This window comes from Peribacillus glennii, assembly GCF_003429105.1.
Lineage (GTDB): Bacteria > Bacillota > Bacilli > Bacillales > DSM-1321 > Peribacillus > Peribacillus glennii.
In genome coordinates this window covers 1391978-1416846 of the sequence record NZ_QVTD01000003.1, presented here as the reverse complement: position 1 = coordinate 1416846, position 24869 = coordinate 1391978, and the positions used below count along the sequence as shown (strand labels likewise).

Below are 24869 nucleotides of genomic sequence, written 5' to 3'. Positions count from 1 at the left end.
AAATGCGGATTGGTTCCATTCGGGCAATTTCGAAATAAATAGAGGTGTAAAACATGCCACAGTTTTTCAATAAAAGATTAATATTATTGCTGGCAAGTATAATCGTTCTCGTGGCATTGATTGGATTTTCGTTAAGAGAGAGGGAACAGCTGTCCTGGCCTGAACAATTTTTAAAGGATACTGCCGGCTGGTTCCAAAATGTATTCCATAAACCTGTTTCTACGGTAACGGGATTCGCCCGCAACCTTAACGACCTTCAGCATACATATGATGAGAATAAAAAACTGAAATCCCGGCTGGATGAATATGTAAAATTAAAAACGGAGGTCCAGGATTTGAAGAAGGAAAATGAGGATATGCGCAAAATCCTTGGAAAAGAAAAGGATAACCTCAGAAAAACTTCCCATATCCAGGCAACCGTTATTGGGCGTAATCCATCCCGCTGGCATGAAGTAATCACAATCAACAAGGGAACCCTGCACGGAGTTCAGCCAAACATGGCGGTCGAGACTTCCGGGGGGCTTATCGGCAAAGTAAAGAGCAGCAATAAATTCACATCATCGGTCCAGCTGTTAAGCTCGATGGATCCGAAAAACCGCATTTCGGCGGTCATCCAGGGGAATGAAGATGCGTACGGCTTGATCGAAGGGTATGATCAAAAAACCCAGCTCGTACTCTTAAAACGAATTCCCTTTGATAAAAAAGTCAAAAAGAACTCGAATGTCATTACATCCGGATATGGAGGCATCTTTCCTAGAGGGCTTGTTGTCGGGAAGGTTGTGGATGTGAAAATCGACCAGTATGGCCTGAATCAAACTGCATATATCAAGCCTGCAACAGATTTCTATGATATTAGGAATGTGATTGTCGTTAAGCGTGACATCCCGTCTGCAGAAGAACAGCATGCGGGACAGGAGGGGGATGATGGGGAATGAGCCGCTTCATTCTTCCCGCTGCCGCTTTGCTTTTCTTTATTTTTGAAAGTATTTTTGCCAATTTATTTTCGGGCGGGCTGTTCGGCAGCGACCGCATTTACGTCCCCCGTTTTATCATGGTATTTATTGCGTTCCTGACCATATACGGAACAAAAAGGACGGGTGTTTTATACGCTCTGGTTCTTGGGATTTGTTATGATGTCGTCTATACGGAAATATTAGGGATCTATACATTCCTGCTTCCCGCGCTTGCCTATCTTCTTTCCAAAACGATGAAGGTGCTGCAATCAAATTTACTGGTTGCGATTTTTGTTACCGCGTTTTTCGTCGGGCTGCTGGAAGTGGCGGATTATCAGATGAATGTGCTGATTCACTTTGCGGATATGGGATATCAGAAGTTTGCCGAAATCAGGCTCCTGCCTACTCTATTGCTAAATTTGGCCTTCATTATTCTTTTTGCGTTCCCTTTAAGGCAGCTGGTGGAGAAATATGAAACAAAGCTGGATACAATTTAAAACATGCCGGCACAAGGTCCTTCTCTTTTTCGGACATGGGAAAAAGGAAATTTGTTAGGCACTGTCGAATATTATCACCAGAGGTGAAACAGTCGTCATGAATAAAAGATCACAGCAGAATATAATGATAAAGGGCACAAAAGACGGGCTAACATTGCATCTCGACGACTCATGTTCCTTTCTCGAATTGTTGAATGAGCTTGACACAAAGCTTTCTGCCAACTACCGATTTCAAGAAAATGATCCTTTGATCGCCGTTAAAGTACATACGGGCAACCGATATTTATCGGAGAACCAAAAGGAAAAGATAAAAGAAGTAATCCGCCAAAAAAAGAAACTGGTTGTTGACGAGATTCATTCCAATGTCGTGACTAAGGAAGAAGCGAGTCAATGGATCGCAGAAAACCAGATCGCAACGGTGGCTAAAATGGTCAGGTCAGGCCAGGTATTGGAGGTTCCCGGTGATTTGTTGCTCATCGGGGATGTTAACCCCGGCGGTACGGTCATCGCAGGAGGCAATATCTTCGTGATGGGCGTTTTAAAAGGGATTGCCCACGCAGGGACAGGGGGCAATGAAGAGTCAATCATTGCGGCATCGGTGATGAAACCTGCCCAGTTAAGAATCTGCGGAATCGTGAACAGGGCTCCGGACGGATATGCCGAGGAAGGTCATCAAATGGAATGTGCCTACATTGATGAAAACAGGCAGGTCGTCGTTGATAAATTGCAAGTATTGAAGAAACATAGACCTATTTTGAATAGATTAGAAGGGGGACTCTAATCGTGGGAGAAGCAATTGTTATTACATCCGGCAAGGGTGGAGTGGGAAAGACGACTACTTCTGCCAATTTGGGAACATCATTGGCCCTTCTTGGTAAAAAGGTATGCCTTGTAGATACAGATATAGGCCTGCGCAATTTAGACGTGGTCATGGGACTGGAAAACCGGATTATTTATGATTTGGTCGACGTAGTAGAAGGACGCTGCAAGATCCACCAGGCACTTGTGAAAGACAAGAGGTTCGATGGCTTGCTTTATTTGCTTCCCGCAGCACAGACAAGCGATAAATCCGCTGTGAATCCGGAACAGATGAAGAGTTTGGTCGAGGAATTAAAGCAGGATTACGATTATATTATCATCGATTGTCCAGCGGGGATTGAACAGGGCTACAAAAACGCGGTCGCAGGCGCCAATAAAGCCATCGTCGTTACTACTCCGGAAACGTCCGCGGTCCGGGACGCTGACCGGATCATCGGTTTGCTTGAAAAAGAGGAAAATATCGAGCCGCCCATGCTGGTCATCAACCGGATCCGGAACCACATGCTTAAAAATGGCGAAATGCTTGATATCGACGAAATCACAGCCCATCTTTCCATTGATTTGATTGGCATCGTTGCTGACGATGACCAGGTTATCAAGGCTTCGAACCAGGGAGAACCCATCGCTCTTGATCCGAATAACCGGGCTTCCATCGCCTACCGGAACATCGCCAGGAGAATCCTCGGGGAATCAATTCCGCTCCAGCCTCTGGAAGACGAACCAAAAGGATTTGTAGCTAAAATAAAGGCTCTCTTTGGAGCCAGATAACTTTCCTGAGTGTATCCTTATGGTACACTCTTTTTATTTCCATCCTTTTATAAAAATTTTATCGGATTTTGCAAAGGATTAATGGATTTGCAGAAAAAATCGACATACTACAACAATACCTAAAATCCCACAACTACACGTTAAATTGCTTGAAATTTTTTATGAGATATAAGAGACAAAATCTGTTACATAGGATAGTAGGGAACAATTATGCAGGTTTGAAGTAAGCGAGTGGTTAGGAGGAGTGACCATGACAAATTTGCCCCCTCTCATCTGCCTGAAGGTGAAAAGGGATACATTTTATATCCCGGATTCAAACAAGGGTGTGTATTTTCGCAACAACTTGAGCTCGTTTTGAATGGAAGGCAGTACCAGCGGACAGTGGGTTGAAAAGCTGATGCCGATGTTTAACGGGGACTACACATTATAGGATTTGAAGGATGGTTTACCGGGTCCACAAGCAGAGGGGTTTTGAAATCGCACGGAAGTCCTTTACCAGAACGGTTTTGTTAGGGATGTGAGTAAAGACAGCGCGCCGCTTCATTGGCGTACAAAACTAATAAACCGTCTAATGGGCACTAAGTTGAAAAGAATCCGTCTCCGTTTCCGGATCTTCACACATAGTGCCTTTTGACATAGGGTCTATAGTTGCGATTGTGATTTTTTATCAGGAATTGAGAGAAAATTAGCGATTTTATCACTATGAATAAGTTAGAATTATTGGTGACATATTCTTCGGGGGATTTATTGCAGTCATAAATTCTGCGAGCAGTATGCCCTAAAGAAAAACTCTGAAACCTTTGACCTAAATTTAACATTATGTCTGTTGCAATTAATAAAAAAGGAAAACCAGGCCAGGGAGGATTAGAAGTGGATTTGGACAAGTATAAGAAACATTTGTTTCGGAATATAAAAAACCAACTTTCAGTATGGTTCGATTCTGATGAGAATAAATATATTTCTGCACAGGATGTATACAGGTTCCTCCATTCAATCAAGGGAACTTCGGGGACACTGCAGCTTGGAGGCTTGCAGCAAATTTCCGAACATCTGCTGCATGACATAACAGAAGACAGTGAGGTGTCTTGGGATAAAAAATCATTAAGGAAATTCCTCTACGATTTGATAGAGTTGACCTATGAATATGAAAACTTTGAAGAACACTCCAAACTAAACAAAAAGAGAGATTTTGCTTCAAGTTTAATCCACTTAATAGATGATGATGTATCAATGCTGATCGTATTGAAAGATGTTCTCGAAGAGCGAGGCTGGATGGTGATCACCAGCACAAATCCGGAAAATGCCGTCAATCAATTTTTTGATATGCAGCCTGATTGCATGGTCTCTAACATTGATTTATTGGATGAAAACGATTTGCAATTGCTGAGCGTTTTTAAGGAATACACTGAAAAATATTTTATTCCTAAGATTCTCACCAGTTCAAAGAATGATAAGGAAACAAGGATCAATGCCTATAAAATGGGCGCTGATGATTTCATTAGCAAACCTGTTGATATAGACGAATTTGTTGCAAAAGTAGAACGCCATCTGCAACGCAAAAAGATTTTTGACCAATCCGTTTTAATCGATGAACTTACACAGGTTTATAACAGGCGTTTTTTAGACAGCAGCTTGCCAAGATTTTTTGACGAATTTAAGCGGACCAAACAGCCTTTTACTCTTGCTGTTGCTGACATTGACCACTTTAAGAATGTGAATGATACCTATGGCCACCAAATCGGGGACCGGGTTCTTTTGGAGTTTGCCGCTTTCCTTAAAGTCAACGTTCGCAGTACCGATATTGTTTATCGATACGGAGGGGAAGAATTCGTCATAATTTTTCCGAGAACGACCAGTGCAGAAGCTAAAAAACGGCTTACTGATTTAATTGAGCTTTTCTCCCGCGAGGTTTTTAAGGTCAAGGATCATAATTCATTTTCTGTAACTTTTTCAGCTGGCCTATATACAGTGTATGAAGAAACCGCAACTCCGGCGAGTGCTTTTAAAAATGCAGATATGGCGTTATATAAAGCCAAAAACAACGGCCGTGCCAGGGTTGAAACGATGGAGGCTTCGTTTGGCCCGTATAAAAAGAAAATCATGTATGCAACGATAATCGATGATGATGTTGTTATTAGAACGATGTTAAACCAGATTTTGCAATCCATGGATTTTGACCATTGGGAATTGGATGTAGCGGTGTTTGAGGATGGACAGACGTTTTTTCAATCCGGAAGGGCCGATCATACAGCGGAACATTTTTTAATTTTGGATGGCGTAATGCCGGTAATGGACGGACTTGAAGTACTTCAAAAAATAAAGAAGCTGCCCCACAGTGACCACTACAAAGTTTTAATGCTTACGGGCAGGAAAAGTGAATATGACATTGCCCGTGCATTGAAGCTGGGTGCAGACGATTATGTTACAAAGCCATTTAGCATCACAGAACTCCAAGCCCGTATTCAGAGGCTGTTGAAAAGGGTGAGATGAATGCTCAAAAATGAAATATTCTATATTGGAATGGCTACCATGGTCCTAATTATCCTTTTATTGATTTTACTTGGGTATTTGATTATTAGAAAGACTTTGGAAATTAAGAAAACGAGAATTTTGGACAAGATCAAGGAAGACTACCAAACAATACTTTTCAACTATTTAAACGGCGGGAAATTATCTAGAGAACTACAGACGGATACTGGGGTGAAAAAGAAAGCTGTAGAGCAGTTGCTCGGCAAGTTTTCAGAATTGCTGGAAGAAAAGCAGATTGATGATCGATTAACAGCATTCGCAGAACAGCACCTGGGAAACCTATATAAGAAACGGCTCAGGAGCCGAAGCTGGAGCATTCGAATGAATACACTTTCATATATTGACGATTTTCGAATGAAGAGCCTGCTCCCGTTAATTATTGAAAATCTGGAGAGCGCTTCGTCCTCAAACGAAGAAAAAACATTGGCCCTTCGCATATTGGCATCTTTTCAAGAACCGAAATTGATTGGTTACCTGAATAGGTTTTCCTTTCTGTCAGATAGTGATTACCGAAACATTTTATTACGGCTGGACCAAAAACTATTCGATTTATGTGTGTTGAATTACCATAATGGTCACGAAAATATGAAGTATGCCATATTGGATGCAATAGGTCTAAAAAAAGATCTTGCTTATAGCAGCTTTCTGAATCACATCTTCAATTCTTCACAAGGCGAAGAAAAAATCAGGTCAATGAAAGCCATTGTGAACTTGGGATATATCAAGGATCCTGAGCAGTTCATCCCTTTGGCTGAATCCGGCAGGTGGGAAGAGAGAATGATTGCTGCACGGGTTTTTGGAATTGTAAGAGACAGTCATTTCATTCCTTTGTTAATCGGCCTGCTTCATGACCAAAACTGGTGGGTTCGCTCTGAGGCCGCTGCTTCATTGTTATTTATCCCGGGTGGCAGGGAAATTTTGAGCGATATTAGCAAGTATGATGAAGACCGCTTTGCTAGGGATATGGCATGGGAATGGCTTCATAAAGGGGTTATATAGGAGCATGAATATAATATCTATACTTGGTGTGCTATTGGGCTGGTTTTTAGTCGCTTATATGGTGTTGGTCATAGGCTTTTATACCGTTATCTTATTGATTTCCATGCTACAGCTGCGCCGAAGCTACCATTTGGATTCTAAGAAGCTTCATGAGGAATATGCCCATGAAGTTTATATAAAACCGATTTCGATATTAGTGCCGGCTTACAATGAGGAAGCTGGAATTATACAGAGTGTGCGTTCGCTTCTCAGTATCCAATATCCCGTTTTTGAGGTTGTGGTGGTCAATGACGGATCCACAGATGAAACATTGGAGAAGATGATCGAGCATTATGAAATGAAACCGGTGGAGAAGGTTATTCGCAGAACACTTAACACAGAAGAAGTCAAAACTGTATACCAGTCGGATATTTTGCCACATCTTTTTTTAATTGACAAGGTTAATGGCGGTAAAGCCGATGCCTTGAATGCTGGCCTTAATTTTTCCAATTATCCTTACTTTTGTTCACTTGATGGAGATTCCATCCTGGAAAGCGATGCTTTTATCAAGGTGATGAAGCCCATACTTGACTCAAATGGCGAGGTGATTGCTTCTGGGGGGAGCATCCGGATTGCCAATGGCTGTGAAATTCGCCATGGCAATATCCTGAATATCGGACTTTCTGATAATCCGCTCGTAATTATGCAGACGATTGAGTATTTACGTGCCTTTTTGATGGGCCGAATCGGACTATCCCGCCATAATCTTCTCTTGATCGTTTCAGGTGCATTTGGCGTTTTCTCAAAACAATGGGTATTCAGCGCAGGCGGTTATTTAAAAGATACAGTTGGCGAGGATATGGAACTTGTTGTCAGGCTTCATCGCTTAATAAAAGAAAAAAAGAGCAAGGAAAAAATTGTATATGTCCCTGATCCTGTATGCTGGACTGAGGTTCCTGAAGAAGCAAAATATCTCAGAAGGCAGCGAAGAAGGTGGCACCAGGGTTTGTTTGAAAGTCTTTCATCCCATAGGGAGCTATTATTTAATCCAAAATACGGTTCAATAGGTTTCGTGTCCATTCCGTATTTTTGGATTATCGAATTTTTCGGGCCGGTTATTGAATTTTGCGGATACTTGTATATTATATTCTCTTTGTTTTTCGGGGGAATTTATCTTGAGTTTGCGATATTGATATTTTTGCTTTCGTGTCTATACGGATCTGTGTTTTCCATGGCAGCCGTTTTGCTGGAAGAATGGAGCTTGAGAAAGTATCCAAAAGTGTCGGATATTATAAAGCTATTTTTATATTCCTTGACTGAGACACTTTGGTTCAGGCCCTTGACAGTCATTTGGCGAATGGAAGGAATCTGGAACATTATCAGAGGCAACAGCAGCTGGGGAGAAATGAAGCGAAAGGGAGTATCTGAATGAAAAAAATTTCAAAATCCGAATGGAAATTCATCAGCCTTATTATGCTAACCCTGGCTGTTTTGACCTCTCCCTTTTGGCTCTGGCGTCTAACCCCTGAACAGAAGCTAAACGTGTTAATCGTGGATAAGACAGTTCCGGACACATCATACAGGGAGCATAAAGGGTTTACTTGGCTTCTCAATAATGGGCGGTATGTCAAGCCTGATGGTACAGCTTTTTCCGAGTCACGGGACTACGTTGGATACCAGCCTGCAGGCAAACAGGAAAAGGAGATGCCAGATTCACTTAAAGAATATGAGCTTATCTATTTAACAGATCAATATGGTGTGTACGAAGATGACTTTAGCACAAATGATAGTGAAAACCGCTCAAGAAAAGTATTTGGCGGGTTAACAGCCGACGAAGTTACGAAGCTAAAAAATGGATTGCAGTCATCCGGACACAAGACCATGATTGCAGAGTTTAATGCATTTGCCAGTCCAACGGGCAGCACAGCTCGTGAACAGATGTCCAATTTGTTAAATGTAGATTGGACAGGCTGGACAGGAAGATATTTCGAGCATCTTGAAAATAATGAAGTGCCCGACTGGTTAAAGAAAAACTATCTGAAAAGCAACGGAAAGAAGTGGGGATTTTCCGGTCCTGGGCTTGTTTTTATCCATCAGGACGGTTTTGTTGCAGTCGTCTCCAAAAAAGAGATCACCGACGAGGGACTTCTGTTTTCATTGACTGATAGTGGTGAAGACTTGCTGAAAACAAAGTTGCAATCCAAATATAAATACTGGTTTGACATTATCAGCCCCCGCAATCCGGATGAAATAAAGGCGGAATATAGACTCCCAATAGGGAAACACGCAGCAGCAAGACTCAAATCATTGGGTATACCGCAAACCTTTCCAGCGATAATCCATCACCGGAATGCAAAATATACAACCTACTATCTCGCCGGCGATTTTGCTGACGAAAAAGAAGTGCCGGAGATTTACCAGACCAAGGGCCTAAATGAATGGAAGCGATATATCGGCGCTAAGAATTCCTTTTATTGGACTGCATATATGCCAATGATGAATGCGATTCTTGAAAGAGGATTGCATAAAACGGAAGCACAGGAAAAGATCGAAATCAAGAAAGTAAATGGATTGGCGATAAACAGCAATACCGGAAATAAATATTTGCAGATATTGAAAAATGGGAAATGGCAGAACGTCCTGGTTAAGGGAGTGAACATGGGAATCGCAAAGCCAAATTCGTTTCCCGGTGAAACAGCGATAAAGAAGGATGAGTACTTTCGCTGGTTCAAGCAGATTGGGGATATGAATGCAAACGCCATCAGGGTCTATACCCTCCACCCGCCGGGATTTTACGAAGCTCTTTATGAATATAACCAAACGGCCAAAAAACCGCTGTACGTTTTTCATGGAATTTGGATTAATGAAGAAGAGCTGGTTTCGGAACAAAATGTTTTTTCCGAAAAACAAACGAAGGAGTTCCACAATGACATAAAACAAATAGTCGATGCCGTCCACGGCAACGCTATTATATCCCCCAGAGCGGGGCATGCAGCAGGGGCATACAACAAAGATATTTCGAAATATGTTTTGGGGTACATTTTGGGGATTGAGTGGGATCCCGAGGTTGTACAGCAAAGTAACCATAAAAACTCTGATGTAAAAACGTTTGATGGCAAATATTTTAAAACAGAGAACGCTACACCTTTTGAAAACTGGCTTGCGGGCATGATGGACTTTACTGCCCGTTATGAGGCAGGTCAGTATAAATGGCAACATTCCATGAGCTTTACCAATTGGGTCACGACCGATTTACTGAATCATCCTGCCGAACCATCCAAAAAAGAAGATATGGTTTCGATAAACCCGAACCATATCAAAAAGAAGGATACCTTTCAGGCGGGAATGTTTGCTTCTTACCATATATACCCATATTATCCCGATTTCTTGAATTATGAAAAAAAATATGTCAACTATGTGGACCATCAAGGTAAAAAGAACAATTACGAAGGCTATCTACATGATATGATCCAGGTACACGAAATGCCGGTGCTCGTTGCCGAGTTCGGGGTACCGGCTTCGAGGGGGTTAACCCACCAAAACCCATTTGGTCTGGACCAGGGCTTCCATTCCGAAAAAGAGCAGGGCGATATAAATAACCGGCTGTTCCAATCTATTGTGCATGAAGGGTACGCCGGCGGATTGGTTTTCACCTGGCAGGATGAATGGTTTAAAAGAACCTGGAATACTATGGATTTTGATAATCCGGACAGGCGGCCATTCTGGTCGAATGTACAAACAAATGAACAGCACTTCGGTTTGCTTGCATTTGAACCAGGAAATCGGGGACATGCCATGAATACCGATGGCAATGTGGCGGACTGGAAAATGAACAATATTCCTCCTTTTTACGAGAGTGCCGATTCGGACTCGCTTTTAAAGAACATGTATGTCACTTCGGATGAAGCTTATGTCCATATTAGATTGGATCACCGGAAGCCTGTGGATTGGAATGAAAATAAAACGTTAGTCTTATTTGATACAATTTCGGGCCAAGGCCAGAAAAAAATTAATCTGAAAGGAATTCCCTTGATAACTTCCAATAATGGCATAGACTTTGTATTGACATTGAATGGACCGAAACAATCAAAATTGCTGGTGGATAGCTATTATGACAGCTTTTACTATCAGTATGCCGAGTCGGTAAATATGATTCCAAAGGCTCCTTACGCATCGAAAAAGAATAATGGCCGGTTCCATCCTATCCGTCTGGCTTTAAACAAGGCAATGACCATTCCTTCAACCAATGAAAATATACCTTTCCAAGAGTATGAGACCGGAGCTTTAAAATATGGAAATGGCAATCCTGATAGCAAAGATTATGATTCTTTAACCGATATAAGCATCAGCAAGAATAAACAAACAGTTGAAATTCGTATTCCATGGGCGTTGTTAAACATTAAAGATCCGAGCCTTAAAGAAGCGATGGGAGATTTATGGAAGGACGGGTTGGGGTCCACCACAAAGATAGCGGGAATAAAAATTGCTGCGGTCGCGGCTGATGACGAGGGCCTGCCAGCGATCCTGCCCGAAAACAAAAAAGGCCAATTTACCATAAGTGAGTTTAAGCGTTATACATGGAATGAATGGGAACAGGCCCGATATTTTGAAAGATTGAAAGACTCGTATTACATCATGAAGGATGCATATAAAAATGCTTCGGTTAAGGAGGAATAGTATGAAAAGGATTTTATTGGCGGAAGATGAAGAAGTATTGCGAATGCTGCTTGTAGATATGCTTGAAGATGAAGGTTTTGATATCGATGAAGCAACAGATGGTCAGGAAGCGCTCGAATTTCTTCAGAGCAATCAGTACGACCTTGTCCTATTGGATTATATGATGCCCGTGTACACAGGCTTGGAGATTATTGAGAAGTTAAGAAGTGATGATTCGACAAAGGATTTGAAAATTATGATGCTTTCCGCGAAGAGCCAGCAAAAAGAACAGGATGCAGTCCTGGTAGCAGGTGCGGATTACTTTATGGCAAAACCATTCTCCCCCCTAGAACTTTTGGCGAAAATCGAGGGCATCCTGAATGAAAATAAATAACTACATCAGAAAAAGCCTGTCCCGCCAAGTGGTATACCTGATGTGGGGTTTCCTTGTGTCGATCTTAATCGGGACCTCTTTTTTGTTTTATTTCCAACAGAATCTGGGAAAACAATATATCGATGACAGGGAAAGGATGGTTAAGAAAAGGCAACTTACCCAGGAAATATCCGGGCACATTAATTCCGCGTTATTCGATATCCGGGGATATTTAGCCCTTGATAACGTCCAGCTTAAAGATAATGCCTTGGCTCAGGAGAACCATATCAGGATTCTAAGCTCCCGTTTTTCAGGCGAAATTAAAGATAAAAAGGATCAAGAGTTCTACAGTGAACTTCTCACCTTTACAGAATACTATTTTGATGAAACCCTTCCGGTGGTAATTAAAGCTTTCGAAGAAGGGGACAGGGATAAAGTAAAAAGTATAGCCAGTGCTTCTGCGACAAAGAGAGTGACAGAATTCCAAAATTATTTGAGTGATTTCTCTTTATCATTGGACCGCCAGCTAAACCAAAATGCAGAAAATCTGAGAAATGACCTAACAATACTCCAAATTGCGCTGGTTAGTTTTATCATTCTGCTTTTGCTGATCATGCAAATTTTTGTCAGAATCATCGTGAAGAATATCGGGAAACCGCTTAGTGATTTCGCCTATGCGGCAAACGAAATCGCAGCTGGCCGTGATGCAGCGATTAATGTGCAGCATTCCAGAACAGATGAATTGGGTGCCTTATCAGTAGCATTCAATAAAATGATAGTAAGTCTTCAGGATAAGGAACAAAATTTACTGGCACAAAACGAGGAACTGATGGCCCAACAGGATCAGCTTCATGCCCAGCAGATCGAGCTGGAAGAGGCACTGGTAATTCTAAAGGAAAATGAGAAATCCTTGTCACGACGAAACGAACTCATAAACGGAATCTCCAACACCCTGGATAAAAATGAACTGCTTAGCACAATCGTCGAAAGTATGGGACGAATTATATCTGCCGACAAAGGGATGATTGCGTTATTATCTGATGATTCTTATGCATCGTTTGGCATCTCAGACCGAGGTGTTCGGCAATTCATGGAGAATATGAGGAATGGAATGCATGAACGGTTGTTTAGCACCAAACGTGCATTCTGTATAAAGAGGGAGCAGGAAGCCGTTGAAAAGGGCTATCATGAGAACATAAACTTTTGCTATGACTTATATATCCCCGTTCAATCCGTATCAACAGAAAGTGAAGCCATTCTCGTTTTCAGCAGGTTTAGCCATGATTACAGTGAAAAAGAGCTCCATGAATATGAAACACTGGCTAAACAAATCGCCATTTCTTTGGAAAAAATCAAGCTGTTTGAACAGACGGAACACAACCGGCGCCTTAATCAGGACATATTAAATACCGTTCAGGAAGGTATTCAGCTAATTAATAATGAAGGGACAATTGTTCAGGTCAATCAGAAGCTATGCGAATTATTTGGCTGTTCCTTTACCGTGGATAATATGTCCGGCCTGACATGGGACAGATGGACAAAAGTGATGTCGGAACAGGTACAGGAAGAAAACTTTGAAAGCATGCTGAAAGAGACCGTTGAAAATGCGGCGGCAGGAAAGGCGAAGGATTATTCATTCCAATATTCAAAAAAAGACAGCAAAAAGGTTTATACAGTCTATTGCGAGACCCTTACAACCGGGAATGGGGGGGCTGGTTCCATTCTTGTACACCGGGACATAACGAAGGAATACGAAGTAGATCAAATGAAGTCGGAATTCGTCAGCACGGTCAGCCATGAACTCAGGACACCGCTCGCCAGCGTGTTAGGATTTACGGAATTGATCCTGAATAAAGAGCTGAAGCCGGAACGACAGAAAAAATATCTCCAAACAATCTACAATGAAGCGAAAAGATTGACATCACTTATTAACGACTTTCTCGATGTCCAGAGAATGGAATCCGGCAAACAGATGTATGAAAAGAAATATCTGGACTTATTGCCGATCATTGATAAGGTTGTGGAAAGCCAGGAAGTTAACACATCCAAACACATGCTGCAAGTACAATCCTTATCGAAGGAGAACATCATTCTTGGGGATAAATCGAAGATACAGCAAGTATTTACGAACTTAATCAATAATGCAGTCAAATACAGCCCTAGTGGCGGAGACATAGCTATTAAGATTTATCAAACAGAACATGAAATAAAGGTTGATGTTACAGATCAGGGGCTCGGAATTCCCAATGATTCAATTGAAAAATTATTCCAAAAGTTTTACCGGATTGATAATTCCGACAGGAAGAGAATCGGTGGAACCGGCTTAGGACTGTCCATCGTCGATGAAATCATGAAGGGTCATCATGGCCAGGTAACGGTAGAATCTGAATATGGCAGAGGCAGTACATTTACGTTATCCTTCCCGAAGGTTCAAATGAAAAATGGTGACAAGGAACAAGACTTACCTGAAGCTGGGCTGTTTTACAACATCATGGTTATCGAAGATGACATAAATCTAGCGGACCTTATTAGGCAGGAGCTTGTTGAAACAGGATTTAATGTCGGTCATTTCAAGAATGGGCGGGAAGCAATTGAAGCAATGAAAATGGAACCCCCAGATGCAATTGTGCTTGATATTATGCTAGAAGACGGGGACGTTGACGGTTGGTTCATCATGAAACACATGAAGCAATCCAAGGAATTAAGAAATGTTCCTATTTTCGTTTCGACTGCTATTGATGACAGAGAACGTGGATTATCACTTGGGGCCAGTGATTATCTTGTAAAGCCTTACCAGCCAAGCCAGTTGTCAAAAATAATCATGCAGACCTTATTAAGCAACGGGAAACATGGGCAAATCATGGTTCCTGAATGACTCCAGCCAATACCATGAACCATGAAATAAATCATTAAAACCCATGAAAACGGAATCTGACAGGTAGCTGTGATGGTAACAAAAAGCTTAAGCATCCGGTGAACTGCCCCGTAAATGTTAGACACCAGACTAACATTTACGGGGTGTTTTTATAGCCCAATTTACTTGGGGAAAAATTAAATTTTATTAAGGCATTTAGAAGGAATAGAAAAATCAGAAACAAAATTAAGGCGCAAGTAATGTTTAACTAAAGCATGAATTGACCGGTGGACCTTGTTAAAATCGCAAACCTTCCAGCGCACATCCTAACTGGGAAAAATGTTTAAATGGTCAAGATAAATATGCAAAAGTCTGAGCTTCTCTACTTACAATAATTTGCCAGTATGGATCATTTCGAACGAGATATTATAATCGCAAACGATTGAAGGTAAAATTATAATACCACCTAAATGCAGCCGAAACCGAACTCAAGTCTTGAAAGCAGCCTGAAATTTTTGCCTAACTTGTATGGGTGAGATCAAAGTGCCTAAGCTTTTTATCAGCGGAAGACAAAAAAAGAGAGACTAGCCTACATTGCAGCTTAGCTTCCCGCCTGATACATATTCAGTAAGGCCGAGACGCTGCAGGTTCTGGCGGATCCCGCTTCGTTCCCAGGTGTTTGAGCAGGGGAGATCCAAGGCTTGCTTCGGATAGAAGATTCCCATATTTGTAAGCTCATCAAACGCCAATCCTCCAATCCCTGAAATTCCACACACAAATCGAATTTCCCGAACTAACAACTGATATCATGACCCTACTTTGCGTTCAGATCTAGACGGTCACTATTCAAAACCATAGATTCAACTTCCTGATTCTTTGCCAGTCATAGTTTGGACAAGGCCATCATACTTTTTATAAAAGTGATGCGAAAGAAAGCAGGGGGTAGATTTCTCAATGAAGGATCGAAGGAAAGAGATTCAAGACCGGATTGCCAAACGGAGAAAAATGAACAATAAACGTATGAACGATTCCTGGATGAATATTGAGACCGAAGATCGGTACGGATTTGAAAGCACGGCATATGAAGGTACCTCGGAAAAGGATCATCCGCTGTTTAAAAAAGAATTTTTCTATTTTAAAGCGTTGGCTGCACTTTGCCTATTTCTATTGATAGCCGTGATGTTTAAACACCCATCTGCAAAATTGGATGATGCAAGGAGCTTTGTCCAGGATGCGATGAATCAGGAATTCCAGTTTGCATCGGTTTCTAGTTGGTATGAGGATAAGTTTGGCAAGCCGATCGCCTTTTTGCCTGAAGACACGAAATCAGGAGCCAAAAAGGAAGAGTTGAGCAATGAATATGCATTGCCCGCAACAGCAAAAATTACCGAGAGCTTTCAAAGCAACGGAGAGGGCATTATTCTTGAAACAGGTGGAGAAGCCAAAGTGGAAGCTTTGAATGAAGGAGTTGTCATTTTCGCCGGGAGCAAGGAGAACCTTGGCAAAACAATCGTAATCCAGCATAGGGATAAAACTGAATCGTGGTATGGGCAGCTTGCATCGGTGGATGTGAAACTATATGAATCCGTGAAAAAAGGGAAAGAAATCGGCAAAGTGACAAAGAATGATGATGAAAACAAAGGAACGTTTTACCTGGCGATAAAAAAAGATGATGCATTCATCGACCCAAAAAAGGTGATACCATTTGAGTGAATACCTCCAGCTTTTCATGAAAGTCCGGATTCATCCCACGCTCTGGATCGTGATTGGAATAGCCGTCTTCACTGCGCATTTTACGGCTGTGCTCATGCTGCTTTTAACCGTTTTTGTTCATGAGCTTGGCCATGCGGTTGCCGCACAGCATTTTAAATGGAGAATTAAATCGATCTCCCTGCTTCCCTTTGGAGGGACAGTGGAAACGGAGGAATATGGCAACAAGTCGTTAAAGGAAGACTGCCTTGTCATACTCGCAGGGCCGATTCAGCATGTCTGGCTTATTTGCCTTGCGTATGTGCTCTCTTCTTTCTCATATGTTCCGTATGAAATGTATCAACAGTTTATGTATTTGAATTTAGCTGTGCTCGGCTTTAACTTGCTGCCAATTTGGCCGCTTGATGGCGGCAAGTTATTATTCATGGGCCTTTCGCTTTACCGTTCCTTTATCGATGCACACCGTTTGACATTGTTATTTTCAACCGGCTTTGCCCTGTTGTTTCTTGGTTTGGTAAACGTGATCCAGCCACTTAACCTTAACATATGGATTATTTCAGGTTTTATTGCTTTTTCACTTGGAATCGAGTGGAAGCAGCGGTATTATGCGTTTATTCGCTTTTTGCTTGAAAGGCATTACGGAAGGAATAGTGATTTATCAGTGCTTAAACCGATAAGGGTGGAGGAAAGTGAGCAGATCCATAAAGTACTAGAAAAGTTCCAGCGCGGCTGCAAGCACCCAGTCATTATTCTTAAAAATGGAAAGGAACGCGGTTCTCTCGATGAAAATGAAGTTTTGCACGCGTATTTCTCCGATAAAATGACCAATGTGAAAATCGGCGACCTATTATATTCCTATTAAGTATGGTATCCTTTCTTCAAACAATGGCTTGAAAAATCAGCCTGGTTTTTAAGAAGGGATTTTTTTTTATCAAAAGGGGTTAGAACGCAGGTGGTTTGTATGAAAAAGATAATTGTCAACATGGCAACAAGAGAAAAAAGGTTCGCCGTTCTTGAAAATAATAAATTGGTGAAGCTGGAAGTCGTGCCCCCCAGTCAGGAAAGCCTTGTCGGGAATATTTATCTAGGGAAGGTGACGAAGGTGCTGCCGGGTATGGATGCTGTATTCATCGATTTCGGACAGAAGAAGAACGGCTTTCTCCACCGTGATCAGCTGCCGTCTTTTCAGTCAGGCAACCCTGTGGAAGAGGGCCCGATCGGAAAGTATGTGCGCCAGGGTGAAAAACTCCTTGTGCAGGTCACCAGGGATGAAACAGCCGGCAAGGGTGCCAAGCTGACCGGTTTGGTCGAACTATCAATGGAATACCTTGTATACATATACGGAATCGATTATGTCGGCGTATCTAAAAAGTTCAAAGACCCCCATTCCCAGCAAAATTGGCGGGACGCTGCCTTCAAACATAAGAGAACCGATGAAGGATTAATTATCCGGACCTCGATGGAAAATCAGGGGCTTGAAATATTCTTAAAGCAATTGAACACTCTGCGGGAAACGTATGCCGACATACATAGACGGTCCGCCGCATTAAAATCTCCCGGCTTGCTTTATTCCAAAGACACCTTTCTCGAACGTGTCCAAACTGAGATAAAGCCGGAGGAAACCGGAGAGGTAATCATTGACGACTTTGCGGGATTTAAACAACTGGAAGAGTGGCTATCCGTACGGCAAGGGCCGTGGAAAGCAGTTTATTATAAAGGTAGGGAAAATATTTTTTCCAAAGAAAAAATCGAGCCCCAGCTGGACAGGACTTTTAAGAAAATTGTCTGGCTTGATAATGGAGGCTACCTTATTATAGAAGAAACAGAAGCCCTGACGGTGATTGACGTGAATACAGGTAAATACACAGGGAAAGCTGAGAAAGAACAGACGGCGCTCCAGACGAATTTACAGGCCGCAAGCGTAGCTGCAAATCAAATCAGGCTCCGGAACATTGGCGGGATCATCGTGATTGATTTTATTAATATGAAGGATAGCAGGCATAAAAGGGCCATTATAGAAGCAATAATAGAGGAAACCAAACACGATGAGAATAGGACCACGGTCGTCGGTTTTACCGAACTTGGCATTCTTCAATTAACAAGGAAAAAAACGTCCCCATCCTTGAGCGAGAAGCTTCAGAAAACCTGCCCCTGCTGCGATGGGACAGGCAGCATCGACAGCCCTGAAACGATAGCGTTCAGGCTGGAACGGGAAATGATGGAACATCGGAACCGGGATGAAGAGGCGGTCTGGATAGAGATAAGCGAGGCAGCTGCAGAGGTGCTGCTTGGTGAAGGGGATGCATACCGCCCAGCGCTTGAAGCAGCTATCGGCATGAAAATATTTATAACATATCCTGTAGGCCTGCACAATCCATATACGATAAAACGGTTTGGAAGCATCGAGGAGATCACCATGGCATTACACAGGCACTGAATCGTTCGGCACAGAAATGATTCTATATAAACGTATTGACATAGATTTCGATTTTATGATAGAATTTTACTGTTATGTTTGTAGCATCCGTGCTACAACCGCACAGATCAGGCTTTAAAGAATTGCCTTATGGGCAAGGCGCCTGTGATTGGCGAGTCTTAGTGATTATGAGGAGGTGCAGGGATGTACGCAATTATCGAAACAGGCGGTAAGCAAGTGAAAGTAGCAGCAGGCGATGTGGTTTACGTTGAAAAACTAGACGTTGAAGCAGGCGAAACTGTTACATTTGACAAAGTTTTATTCGTTGGTGGCGAAAACGTGAAGGTAGGTGCTCCATTAGTGGAAGGCGCTACTGTAACTGGCAAGATTGAAAAGCACGGCCGCCAGAAGAAAATCATCGTTTTCAAATACAAAGCGAAGAAGAACAACCGTAAAAAGCAAGGTCACCGTCAGCCATACACAAAAGTTGTCATTGATGCAATCAATGCATAAGGCTGAACGATGATTAAGGTAACAATCGATTATGATTCGCCGGAACGGATTCATTCGTTCACTTTAAGCGGACATGCTGATTTTGCTAAAAAAGGTTCAGATATCGTTTGTGCAGGTGTATCTGCAGTTTCATTCGGGGCTGTGAATTCCATCATTTCATTAACTGGCGTTCCCCTCGAGATTGAGCAGGGCGGCGAGGGCGGCTATCTCCGCTGTGTGATTCCAGATGAGACATCGCAGGACACGCAAGAGAAGGTTCAGCTGCTTTTGGACGGCATGCTTATATCACTTCAAACGATTGAACGTGAATATGGAAAATATATTAAAATAATCCTGAATAAATAGGAGGTGGAACATATGTTAAGATTAGATCTTCAGTTCTTCGCTTCCAAAAAGGGAGTAGGTTCTACAAAGAACGGACGTGACTCAATCGCGAAGCGTCTTGGCGCTAAGCGTGCGGACGGCCAATTCGTAACTGGCGGTTCTATCCTTTATCGCCAACGCGGTACTAAAATCTACGCTGGTGAAAACGTTGGACGCGGCGGAGATGACACTTTGTTCGCGAAAGTTGACGGCGTTGTGAAGTTCGAGCGTTTCGGACGTGACCGCAAGAAAGTAAGCGTATATCCAGTTGCACAAGAAGCATAATAGCATCTTTTGAATAGAGACTGGCTCAAAAAAGGGTCCGACTCCTTCTCTTGAACACATATACCTGCGAAAGCTGTATATCGTGATGAAGGTGTCGGCCCTTTGTTTATGAGCGGGTCCTTTTCTTTTACATAATTACCCTTTCGGGAATTGCTCTGCCATCGTCCAAAGCCTTCGCTTTTATTCCGAAGATTTTGGACGGCGGCTTTCATGTCAGACTGCCACGAAAACAAACGTGATAGAGCATAAGCAAATACGACCTTTTACTAAAAAATTGGTAGGAGCTTTCAAATGGATAAAGAATGGAAAACAGTTGAGGTTTTACGACATTCAAGACATGATTGGCTGAACAAGATGCAATTGATCAAGGGCAATATCGATCTGAACAGAATCGATCATGTTAAGGCGATTATTGAAGAAATCATCATTGAAAGCCAGCATGAGTCAAAGCTTTCCAACCTGGACATGCCGAAATTCGTTGAAACGCTCCTGACAGCAAACTGGAGGTCTTTCCTTTTTCGGGTTGAGTTTGAAGTGGTATCCCTAGAGCTTGGCTGCTGCGAACTTGATGAATTTATGGCATCATGGATTGAAAACCTGTTTGATAGTCTTTCACAGACGTTATGTAATTATGGTGAAAATGTTCTTTTTGTTTCCATAGATGAAAATAAACAGCGAAACCTTCGTTTGTCCTTTGAATTGCAGGGTACGATAGAAAATGAAAGAGTCCTGTTTGATTTTTTAAATCAGCCCTGGAAGGAGAGTTTTTGTACGGAAGTCACCCATTTTGGTATTGATGAAGTTCATTTTTATATGGAAATCCCTTGTAACAAAAATAAATAAGCAGTTATTTTAACTCAGCTTAAGAATACATACAGAGGAAGTGATAGCATGTTTGTCGATCAGGTCAAGGTATATGTAAAAGGCGGCGACGGCGGAAATGGGATTGTTGCCTACCGCAGAGAAAAATACGTGCCAAAAGGCGGCCCTGCAGGCGGAGACGGAGGGAACGGAGCAAACGTCGTCTTTGAAGTGGAGGAAGGATTAAGGACGCTTATGGATTTCCGTTATCAACGCCACTTTAAGGCGCCTCGCGGGGAACACGGCATGTCTAAAAACATGCATGGCAAAAATTCGCCCGACATGGTTGTCAAAGTTCCTCCGGGTACGGTTGTCATTGATGATGAGACCAAGGAAGTCATCGCCGATTTAGTCGAACACGGGCAACGGGCAGTCATCGCAAAAGGCGGACGGGGAGGAAGAGGAAATTCCAGATTTGCGACTCCGGCCAATCCTGCCCCGGAAATAGCTGAAAACGGGGAACCTGGACAAGAGCGCGATGTCGTGCTTGAATTGAAGCTCTTGGCTGACGTGGGCCTTGTTGGCTTCCCAAGTGTCGGAAAATCGACACTCTTATCGGTGGTTTCGGCAGCTAAACCGAAAATCGCGGAATACCATTTTACAACGATTGTCCCTAATCTTGGAGTTGTTGAAACAGAGGATGGCCGAAGCTTTGTCATGGCTGACCTGCCGGGATTGATTGAAGGGGCGTCCGAAGGCGTGGGGCTTGGCCATCAATTTCTACGGCATATTGAAAGGACGCGTGTCATTGTCCATGTCATTGACATTTCAAGCGTTGAGGGCCGGGATCCGTATGAGGATTACCTGACAATCAATAAAGAATTGAAGGAATACAACTTAAGGCTGACTGAGCGCCCGCAAATCATTGTTGCCAATAAAATGGACATGCCAGGCGCGGAAGAGAATTTGGAAGCTTTTAAAGAAAAGTTGACGGAGGATTTTCCGATTTTCCCGATTTCCGCTGTTACGAGGGAAGGGCTTCGCGAGCTGTTGTTTGCGATTGCAGACAAGATTGAGGAAACACCGGAGTTTCCATTGGAGCACATGGAGGAAGAAGGAACGGACGTAAACCGTGTGCTGTACAAGCATGAGTCGGCAAGAGATGAATTTACGATCACACGCGATCCGGATGGCAGCTTTGTCGTATCAGGCTTCAAGGTGGAAAGGCTGTTTAAGATGACTGACTTCACCCGTGAAGAATCCATAAGGCGGTTTGCAAGGCAGCTCCGCTCCTTTGGTGTCGATGATGCTCTCAGGGAAAAGGGCGCAAAAGACGGGGATATTGTACGCCTGCTCGAATATGAGTTCGAGTTTGTCGATTAATTACTTAAAACAGGCGCGGCCGGGGGCATCTCTTCCCCTTCAGGTTCGCGCTTATACATATTTTCGCTCTGTTCGAGCAGCAAAAGAGGTGCGCGGATATTGAACAAAACCGACAAAAAGTTTTATTTGGTCCGTGAAGATGTCCTCCCTGAAGCAATGAAAAAAACGCTGGATGCAAAAGAACTGATTGAGCGCGGCAAGGCAGAGTCGGTCTGGGAAGCTGTCGGGCGGGTAGATTTAAGCAGAAGCGCTTTTTATAAGTACAGGGATACAGTCTTCCCGTTTCATACGGTCGTAAAGGAAAAGCTGGTCACTTTGTTTTTCTATCTTGAAGACCGTTCCGGGACATTATCACAGTTGTTAAGCACTGTAGCTTCCTTCGGCTGCAATGTATTGACGATTCACCAGACCATTCCGCTGCAGGGAAGAGCCAATGTTACCCTATCCCTAAATATAAGCGGAATGACGGTGGAAATAGAAGAACTGTTGTCAACGCTTGGAAAGATGGAATTTGTTGAAAAAGTTGACGTCCTCGGTTCAGGAGCTTAGCAGTATGGATACCGCACAGTGATTTGTGCGGCATTTTTTTATTGTGGTGGATTAGAAACAATTGATGAAAGCAGACTATTGTAATAAGTCGGAAAATAGCATAACATAGACATTATATTTTTTATAACAAAAGAGGGAGAACAGAATGTCATATAGTATCGCTTTTCTTGGACCGAAAGCTACTTTCACTGATTTGGCGGTTTCGCGGCTTTTTCCGGACGATGCAAAAATCCCGATGGCCACGATCCCTGAATGCATGGATGCTGTCGTGGACGGACAGGCGGATCTGGCTGTCGTGCCAATTGAAAATGCGTTGGAAGGGTCCGTGAACATTACATTGGATTATTTAGTCCATGAAGTGAATCTGCCGATCAGTGGAGAAATCATCACGCCCATTCAGCAGCACTTCATGGTGCATCCAGATAATGATATTCCGTCATTTGTGCCTGACGTCATTTATTCGCACTCACATGCAATCGCCCAATGCCATAAATTTTTGCACAAAGAACTGAGAGGCATACCGTGTGAGAATACAACATCCACTGCAGCGGCTGCCCAGTTGGTAATGGAACAGCCAGGGAAAAAAATTGCCGCCATCGCCAATGAGCTTGCGGCAGCGGAATATGGCCTGGCGATTACAAGGCCCAATATTCATGACTTCAGCCACAACCATACGAAGTTTGTCGTTCTTTCTAAATCGGACATACAGTATGAAAATTGCCTAGCGACAAGACGGGGGGATAAAACCACGCTGATGGTAATGCTTCCAGCAGATCATTCGGGGGCCCTACATCAGGTGTTGTCCGCCTTTGCCTGGAGAAAGCTAAATTTATCCAAAATTGAATCAAGGCCAATGAAAACAGGCCTTGGCAATTATTTCTTTATTATTGATCTTGAAATGAAGATGGATGAAGTACTGATACCGGGCGCGATTTCGGAGTTGGAAGCGCTTGGGTGCAATGTTACCCTTCTCGGCAGCTACCCTAGCTTTATGGTCGAAAAGTCTGTGGACATTGCGGAAATTCATTCTAAGATGATGTAAATAAACAAGCAGAAGCCATATACAGCTTCTGCTTGTTAAATGGCATCAACACCCGCTGCTACTGAACCGGTAAGTAAGCATTCGCCAAAGCAGCCTCTGCTTCGTCCAGCACCTGTTTAGAAGAGGCAATCAATGTGTGAAGATGTATGCCGTCTGTGAGCTCAGACAGGAAGGCAGCATTGGTTTCTCTGATCTTGCCGAGGAATTTCCTGACTTCTTTACGGTTGCTGACCATGATTGAAGCCGTCAAATCACCGTATACAGGGTGCTCGATTTTTACATTTTTTCGGTGACGCCGAGGTCTACTAGTATATTCAATTCTTCTTCAATCCTTGTCAGTGAATGCAGGCAAGCTACAATCCTTTCAAAGCGGTGGTGTGTATTTGGATTGAGAAAGTACATATAACCCTGTGCGGTAGTAACGATAGGTTCATTCTTAGCTTTGAGCAGCGTTATATCACTGACGAGATCACCTGGCGGCTTACATTGGCAATCCGCGCCAGCTCAGTTCCTGTCACAGGCGTATCACTCTTCTGCAATATATCCAAAAGCTTAGCCAGCCGATCCTCTCCTAACAACTTTTTCTTTCCTGACATCTCAGCTCTCCTTATAGTCTCACATTTGACGGTCCACATTTAGGAGTCAGTCCCCCGCTGCTGCACCGCATTACCGTGCCGGGGGTCAGTCCCCCGATATTTTACCGCATTACAGGGCTGGGGGACAGCCCCTGGAATTCTGATGCCATATTCCCTCTTTCACAATCTTGAAAATTGTACAGGCCAGTCCATTTATGTCAGATTGGGTTGTGTCTTTTCCAAGTGAAATCCGGATAAGCCCTTTTCCGGCTTTGTCACTTTTTCCAATTGCAGTCAAAGTTTTGGAGGGATCCTGTCTCCCAATCGCGCGAGCATTCTTGTTCATCCTGAGTGCACTCGGGAGGTCTTAGGGTTGTGTGATTTTGCCGGTTCCACTTCTTATATCATCAACACGCTTGATCAAGCAGCTTCAGGGACACAGTGGGCTATCGGAACGGAGAGCAACCTGGTAAAGCGTTTGATTGCGTTGCATCCGGATAAAAAAATCATTTCATTGAATGAAAATATGTGCCCCTGCCTGGCAATGAACCGAATCGATTTGCCTCATCTATTATGGTCGCTTGAATCCATTCAAACTGGGAAAATCATCAATCCTATCAAGGTAGAAAAAGAGGCAGCGGAGAATGCCTTTCTTGCTTTGGAAAGAATGCTTGAAAGAGCTTAATATACTAGTAATCAAGAGGAGAATGTAATTGAAAGGAAAAGCACCTGCGCCTTGATGAAGGAGGGATTTCCCTCCTTTTTTGTGCTAAACCCAGCAGGTTTTTCTGTACCCGTCAATCAT

The 24869-nt window shown here is 42.9% G+C and carries 21 protein-coding genes, 3 pseudogenes and 1 other annotated feature; of the genes and pseudogenes, 22 read left to right on the top strand and 2 right to left on the bottom strand.

Annotated elements, in window-relative coordinates:
- Positions 1–53: 53 nt before the first annotated feature.
- From mreC to D0466_RS08350, 11 genes and pseudogenes are all read left to right on the top strand, one after another.
- Positions 54–935, top strand: coding sequence for a rod shape-determining protein MreC (gene mreC, locus D0466_RS08395; RefSeq protein ID WP_117322042.1), 882 nt, complete (start codon positions 54–56; stop codon positions 933–935).
- A complete protein-coding gene (gene mreD, locus D0466_RS08390) occupies positions 932–1450 on the top strand; it encodes a rod shape-determining protein MreD (RefSeq protein WP_117322041.1) in 519 nt (172 codons plus the stop codon). The genes mreC and mreD overlap by 4 nt, the downstream gene beginning before the upstream one ends.
- A gap of 97 nt (positions 1451–1547) precedes the next feature.
- On the top strand, positions 1548–2231 hold the full coding sequence (gene minC, locus D0466_RS08385) for a septum site-determining protein MinC (protein WP_117322040.1): 684 nt from the start codon (positions 1548–1550) through the stop codon (positions 2229–2231).
- Positions 2232–2233: 2 nt separating this feature from the next.
- The gene (minD, locus tag D0466_RS08380) at positions 2234–3037 is read left to right on the top strand and encodes a septum site-determining protein MinD (protein ID WP_117322039.1); all 804 of its coding nucleotides are present in this window, start codon (positions 2234–2236) and stop codon (positions 3035–3037) included.
- Positions 3038–3287: 250 nt separating this feature from the next.
- Positions 3288–3566, top strand: a pseudogene (locus tag D0466_RS23610) (bacteriocin maturation protein); the annotation flags it as partial.
- 290 nt (positions 3567–3856) lie between these two features.
- Positions 3857–5527, top strand: a complete 1671-nt coding sequence (locus D0466_RS08375) for a GGDEF domain-containing response regulator (protein WP_117322038.1) — start codon at positions 3857–3859, stop codon at positions 5525–5527.
- 30 nt (positions 5528–5557) lie between these two features.
- Positions 5558–6565 carry a HEAT repeat domain-containing protein gene (locus D0466_RS08370; protein ID WP_158555867.1) on the top strand — a complete coding sequence of 336 codons (1008 nt, stop codon included), beginning with the start codon at positions 5558–5560 and terminating at the stop codon, positions 6563–6565.
- Between the two features lie 4 nt (positions 6566–6569).
- Positions 6570–7976, top strand: a complete 1407-nt coding sequence (locus tag D0466_RS08365; protein WP_117322036.1) for a glycosyltransferase family 2 protein — start codon at positions 6570–6572, stop codon at positions 7974–7976.
- On the top strand, positions 7973–11221 hold the full coding sequence (locus tag D0466_RS08360; RefSeq protein WP_117322035.1) for a hypothetical protein: 3249 nt from the start codon (positions 7973–7975) through the stop codon (positions 11219–11221). The genes D0466_RS08365 and D0466_RS08360 overlap by 4 nt, the downstream gene beginning before the upstream one ends.
- Before the next feature lies 1 nt (position 11222).
- Entirely contained in the window at positions 11223–11594 is a 372-nt protein-coding gene (locus D0466_RS08355; protein ID WP_117322034.1) for a response regulator transcription factor, read from the top strand.
- The gene (locus D0466_RS08350; RefSeq protein WP_117322033.1) at positions 11581–14448 is read left to right on the top strand and encodes an ATP-binding protein; all 2868 of its coding nucleotides are present in this window, start codon (positions 11581–11583) and stop codon (positions 14446–14448) included. The genes D0466_RS08355 and D0466_RS08350 overlap by 14 nt, the downstream gene beginning before the upstream one ends.
- Before the next feature lie 563 nt (positions 14449–15011).
- Here the strand turns inward: D0466_RS08350 and D0466_RS08345 are convergent.
- Positions 15012–15203: a hypothetical protein gene (locus D0466_RS08345; RefSeq protein WP_117322032.1), complete on the bottom strand. Its 192-nt coding sequence runs from the start codon at positions 15201–15203 to the stop codon at positions 15012–15014.
- A 178-nt stretch (positions 15204–15381) separates the two neighbouring features.
- Between D0466_RS08345 and D0466_RS08340 the strand changes: the two genes are divergently transcribed.
- The 10 genes from D0466_RS08340 (at position 15382) to pheA (ending at position 23489) form a co-directional block, all read left to right on the top strand.
- On the top strand, positions 15382–16140 hold the full coding sequence (locus tag D0466_RS08340) for a M23 family metallopeptidase (protein ID WP_117322031.1): 759 nt from the start codon (positions 15382–15384) through the stop codon (positions 16138–16140).
- A complete protein-coding gene (locus D0466_RS08335) occupies positions 16133–16999 on the top strand; it encodes a M50 family metallopeptidase (RefSeq protein ID WP_117322030.1) in 867 nt (288 codons plus the stop codon). Before D0466_RS08340 ends, D0466_RS08335 begins: the two co-directional genes overlap by 8 nt.
- Positions 17000–17098: 99 nt before the next feature.
- Positions 17099–18574 carry an Rne/Rng family ribonuclease gene (locus tag D0466_RS08330; RefSeq protein WP_117322029.1) on the top strand — a complete coding sequence of 492 codons (1476 nt, stop codon included), beginning with the start codon at positions 17099–17101 and terminating at the stop codon, positions 18572–18574.
- A gap of 86 nt (positions 18575–18660) precedes the next feature.
- Positions 18661–18743, top strand: a sequence feature (ribosomal protein L21 leader region).
- 14 nt (positions 18744–18757) lie between these two features.
- A complete protein-coding gene (gene rplU / locus D0466_RS08325) occupies positions 18758–19066 on the top strand; it encodes a 50S ribosomal protein L21 (RefSeq protein ID WP_117322028.1) in 309 nt (102 codons plus the stop codon).
- 9 nt (positions 19067–19075) lie between these two features.
- On the top strand, positions 19076–19411 hold the full coding sequence (locus D0466_RS08320; RefSeq protein ID WP_117322027.1) for a ribosomal-processing cysteine protease Prp: 336 nt from the start codon (positions 19076–19078) through the stop codon (positions 19409–19411).
- 12 nt (positions 19412–19423) lie between these two features.
- Complete coding sequence (gene rpmA / locus D0466_RS08315) at positions 19424–19714, top strand: 50S ribosomal protein L27 (protein WP_101635444.1); 291 nt, start codon at positions 19424–19426, stop codon at positions 19712–19714.
- A gap of 291 nt (positions 19715–20005) precedes the next feature.
- Positions 20006–20557 carry a Spo0B domain-containing protein gene (locus tag D0466_RS08310; RefSeq protein WP_117322026.1) on the top strand — a complete coding sequence of 184 codons (552 nt, stop codon included), beginning with the start codon at positions 20006–20008 and terminating at the stop codon, positions 20555–20557.
- 48 nt (positions 20558–20605) lie between these two features.
- On the top strand, positions 20606–21898 hold the full coding sequence (obgE, locus tag D0466_RS08305; RefSeq protein ID WP_117322025.1) for a GTPase ObgE: 1293 nt from the start codon (positions 20606–20608) through the stop codon (positions 21896–21898).
- Positions 21899–21997: 99 nt separating this feature from the next.
- Positions 21998–22447: an ACT domain-containing protein gene (locus tag D0466_RS08300; RefSeq protein WP_117322024.1), complete on the top strand. Its 450-nt coding sequence runs from the start codon at positions 21998–22000 to the stop codon at positions 22445–22447.
- A gap of 145 nt (positions 22448–22592) precedes the next feature.
- Positions 22593–23489, top strand: a complete 897-nt coding sequence (pheA, locus tag D0466_RS08295; protein ID WP_117322023.1) for a prephenate dehydratase — start codon at positions 22593–22595, stop codon at positions 23487–23489.
- Positions 23490–23547: 58 nt separating this feature from the next.
- Here the strand turns inward: pheA and D0466_RS08290 are convergent.
- Positions 23548–24085, bottom strand: a pseudogene (locus D0466_RS08290) (3H domain-containing protein).
- A gap of 310 nt (positions 24086–24395) precedes the next feature.
- Between D0466_RS08290 and nadA the strand changes: the two are divergent.
- A pseudogene (gene nadA, locus D0466_RS08280) lies at positions 24396–24749 on the top strand (quinolinate synthase NadA); the annotation flags it as partial.
- Between the last annotated feature and the right edge of the window lie 120 nt (positions 24750–24869).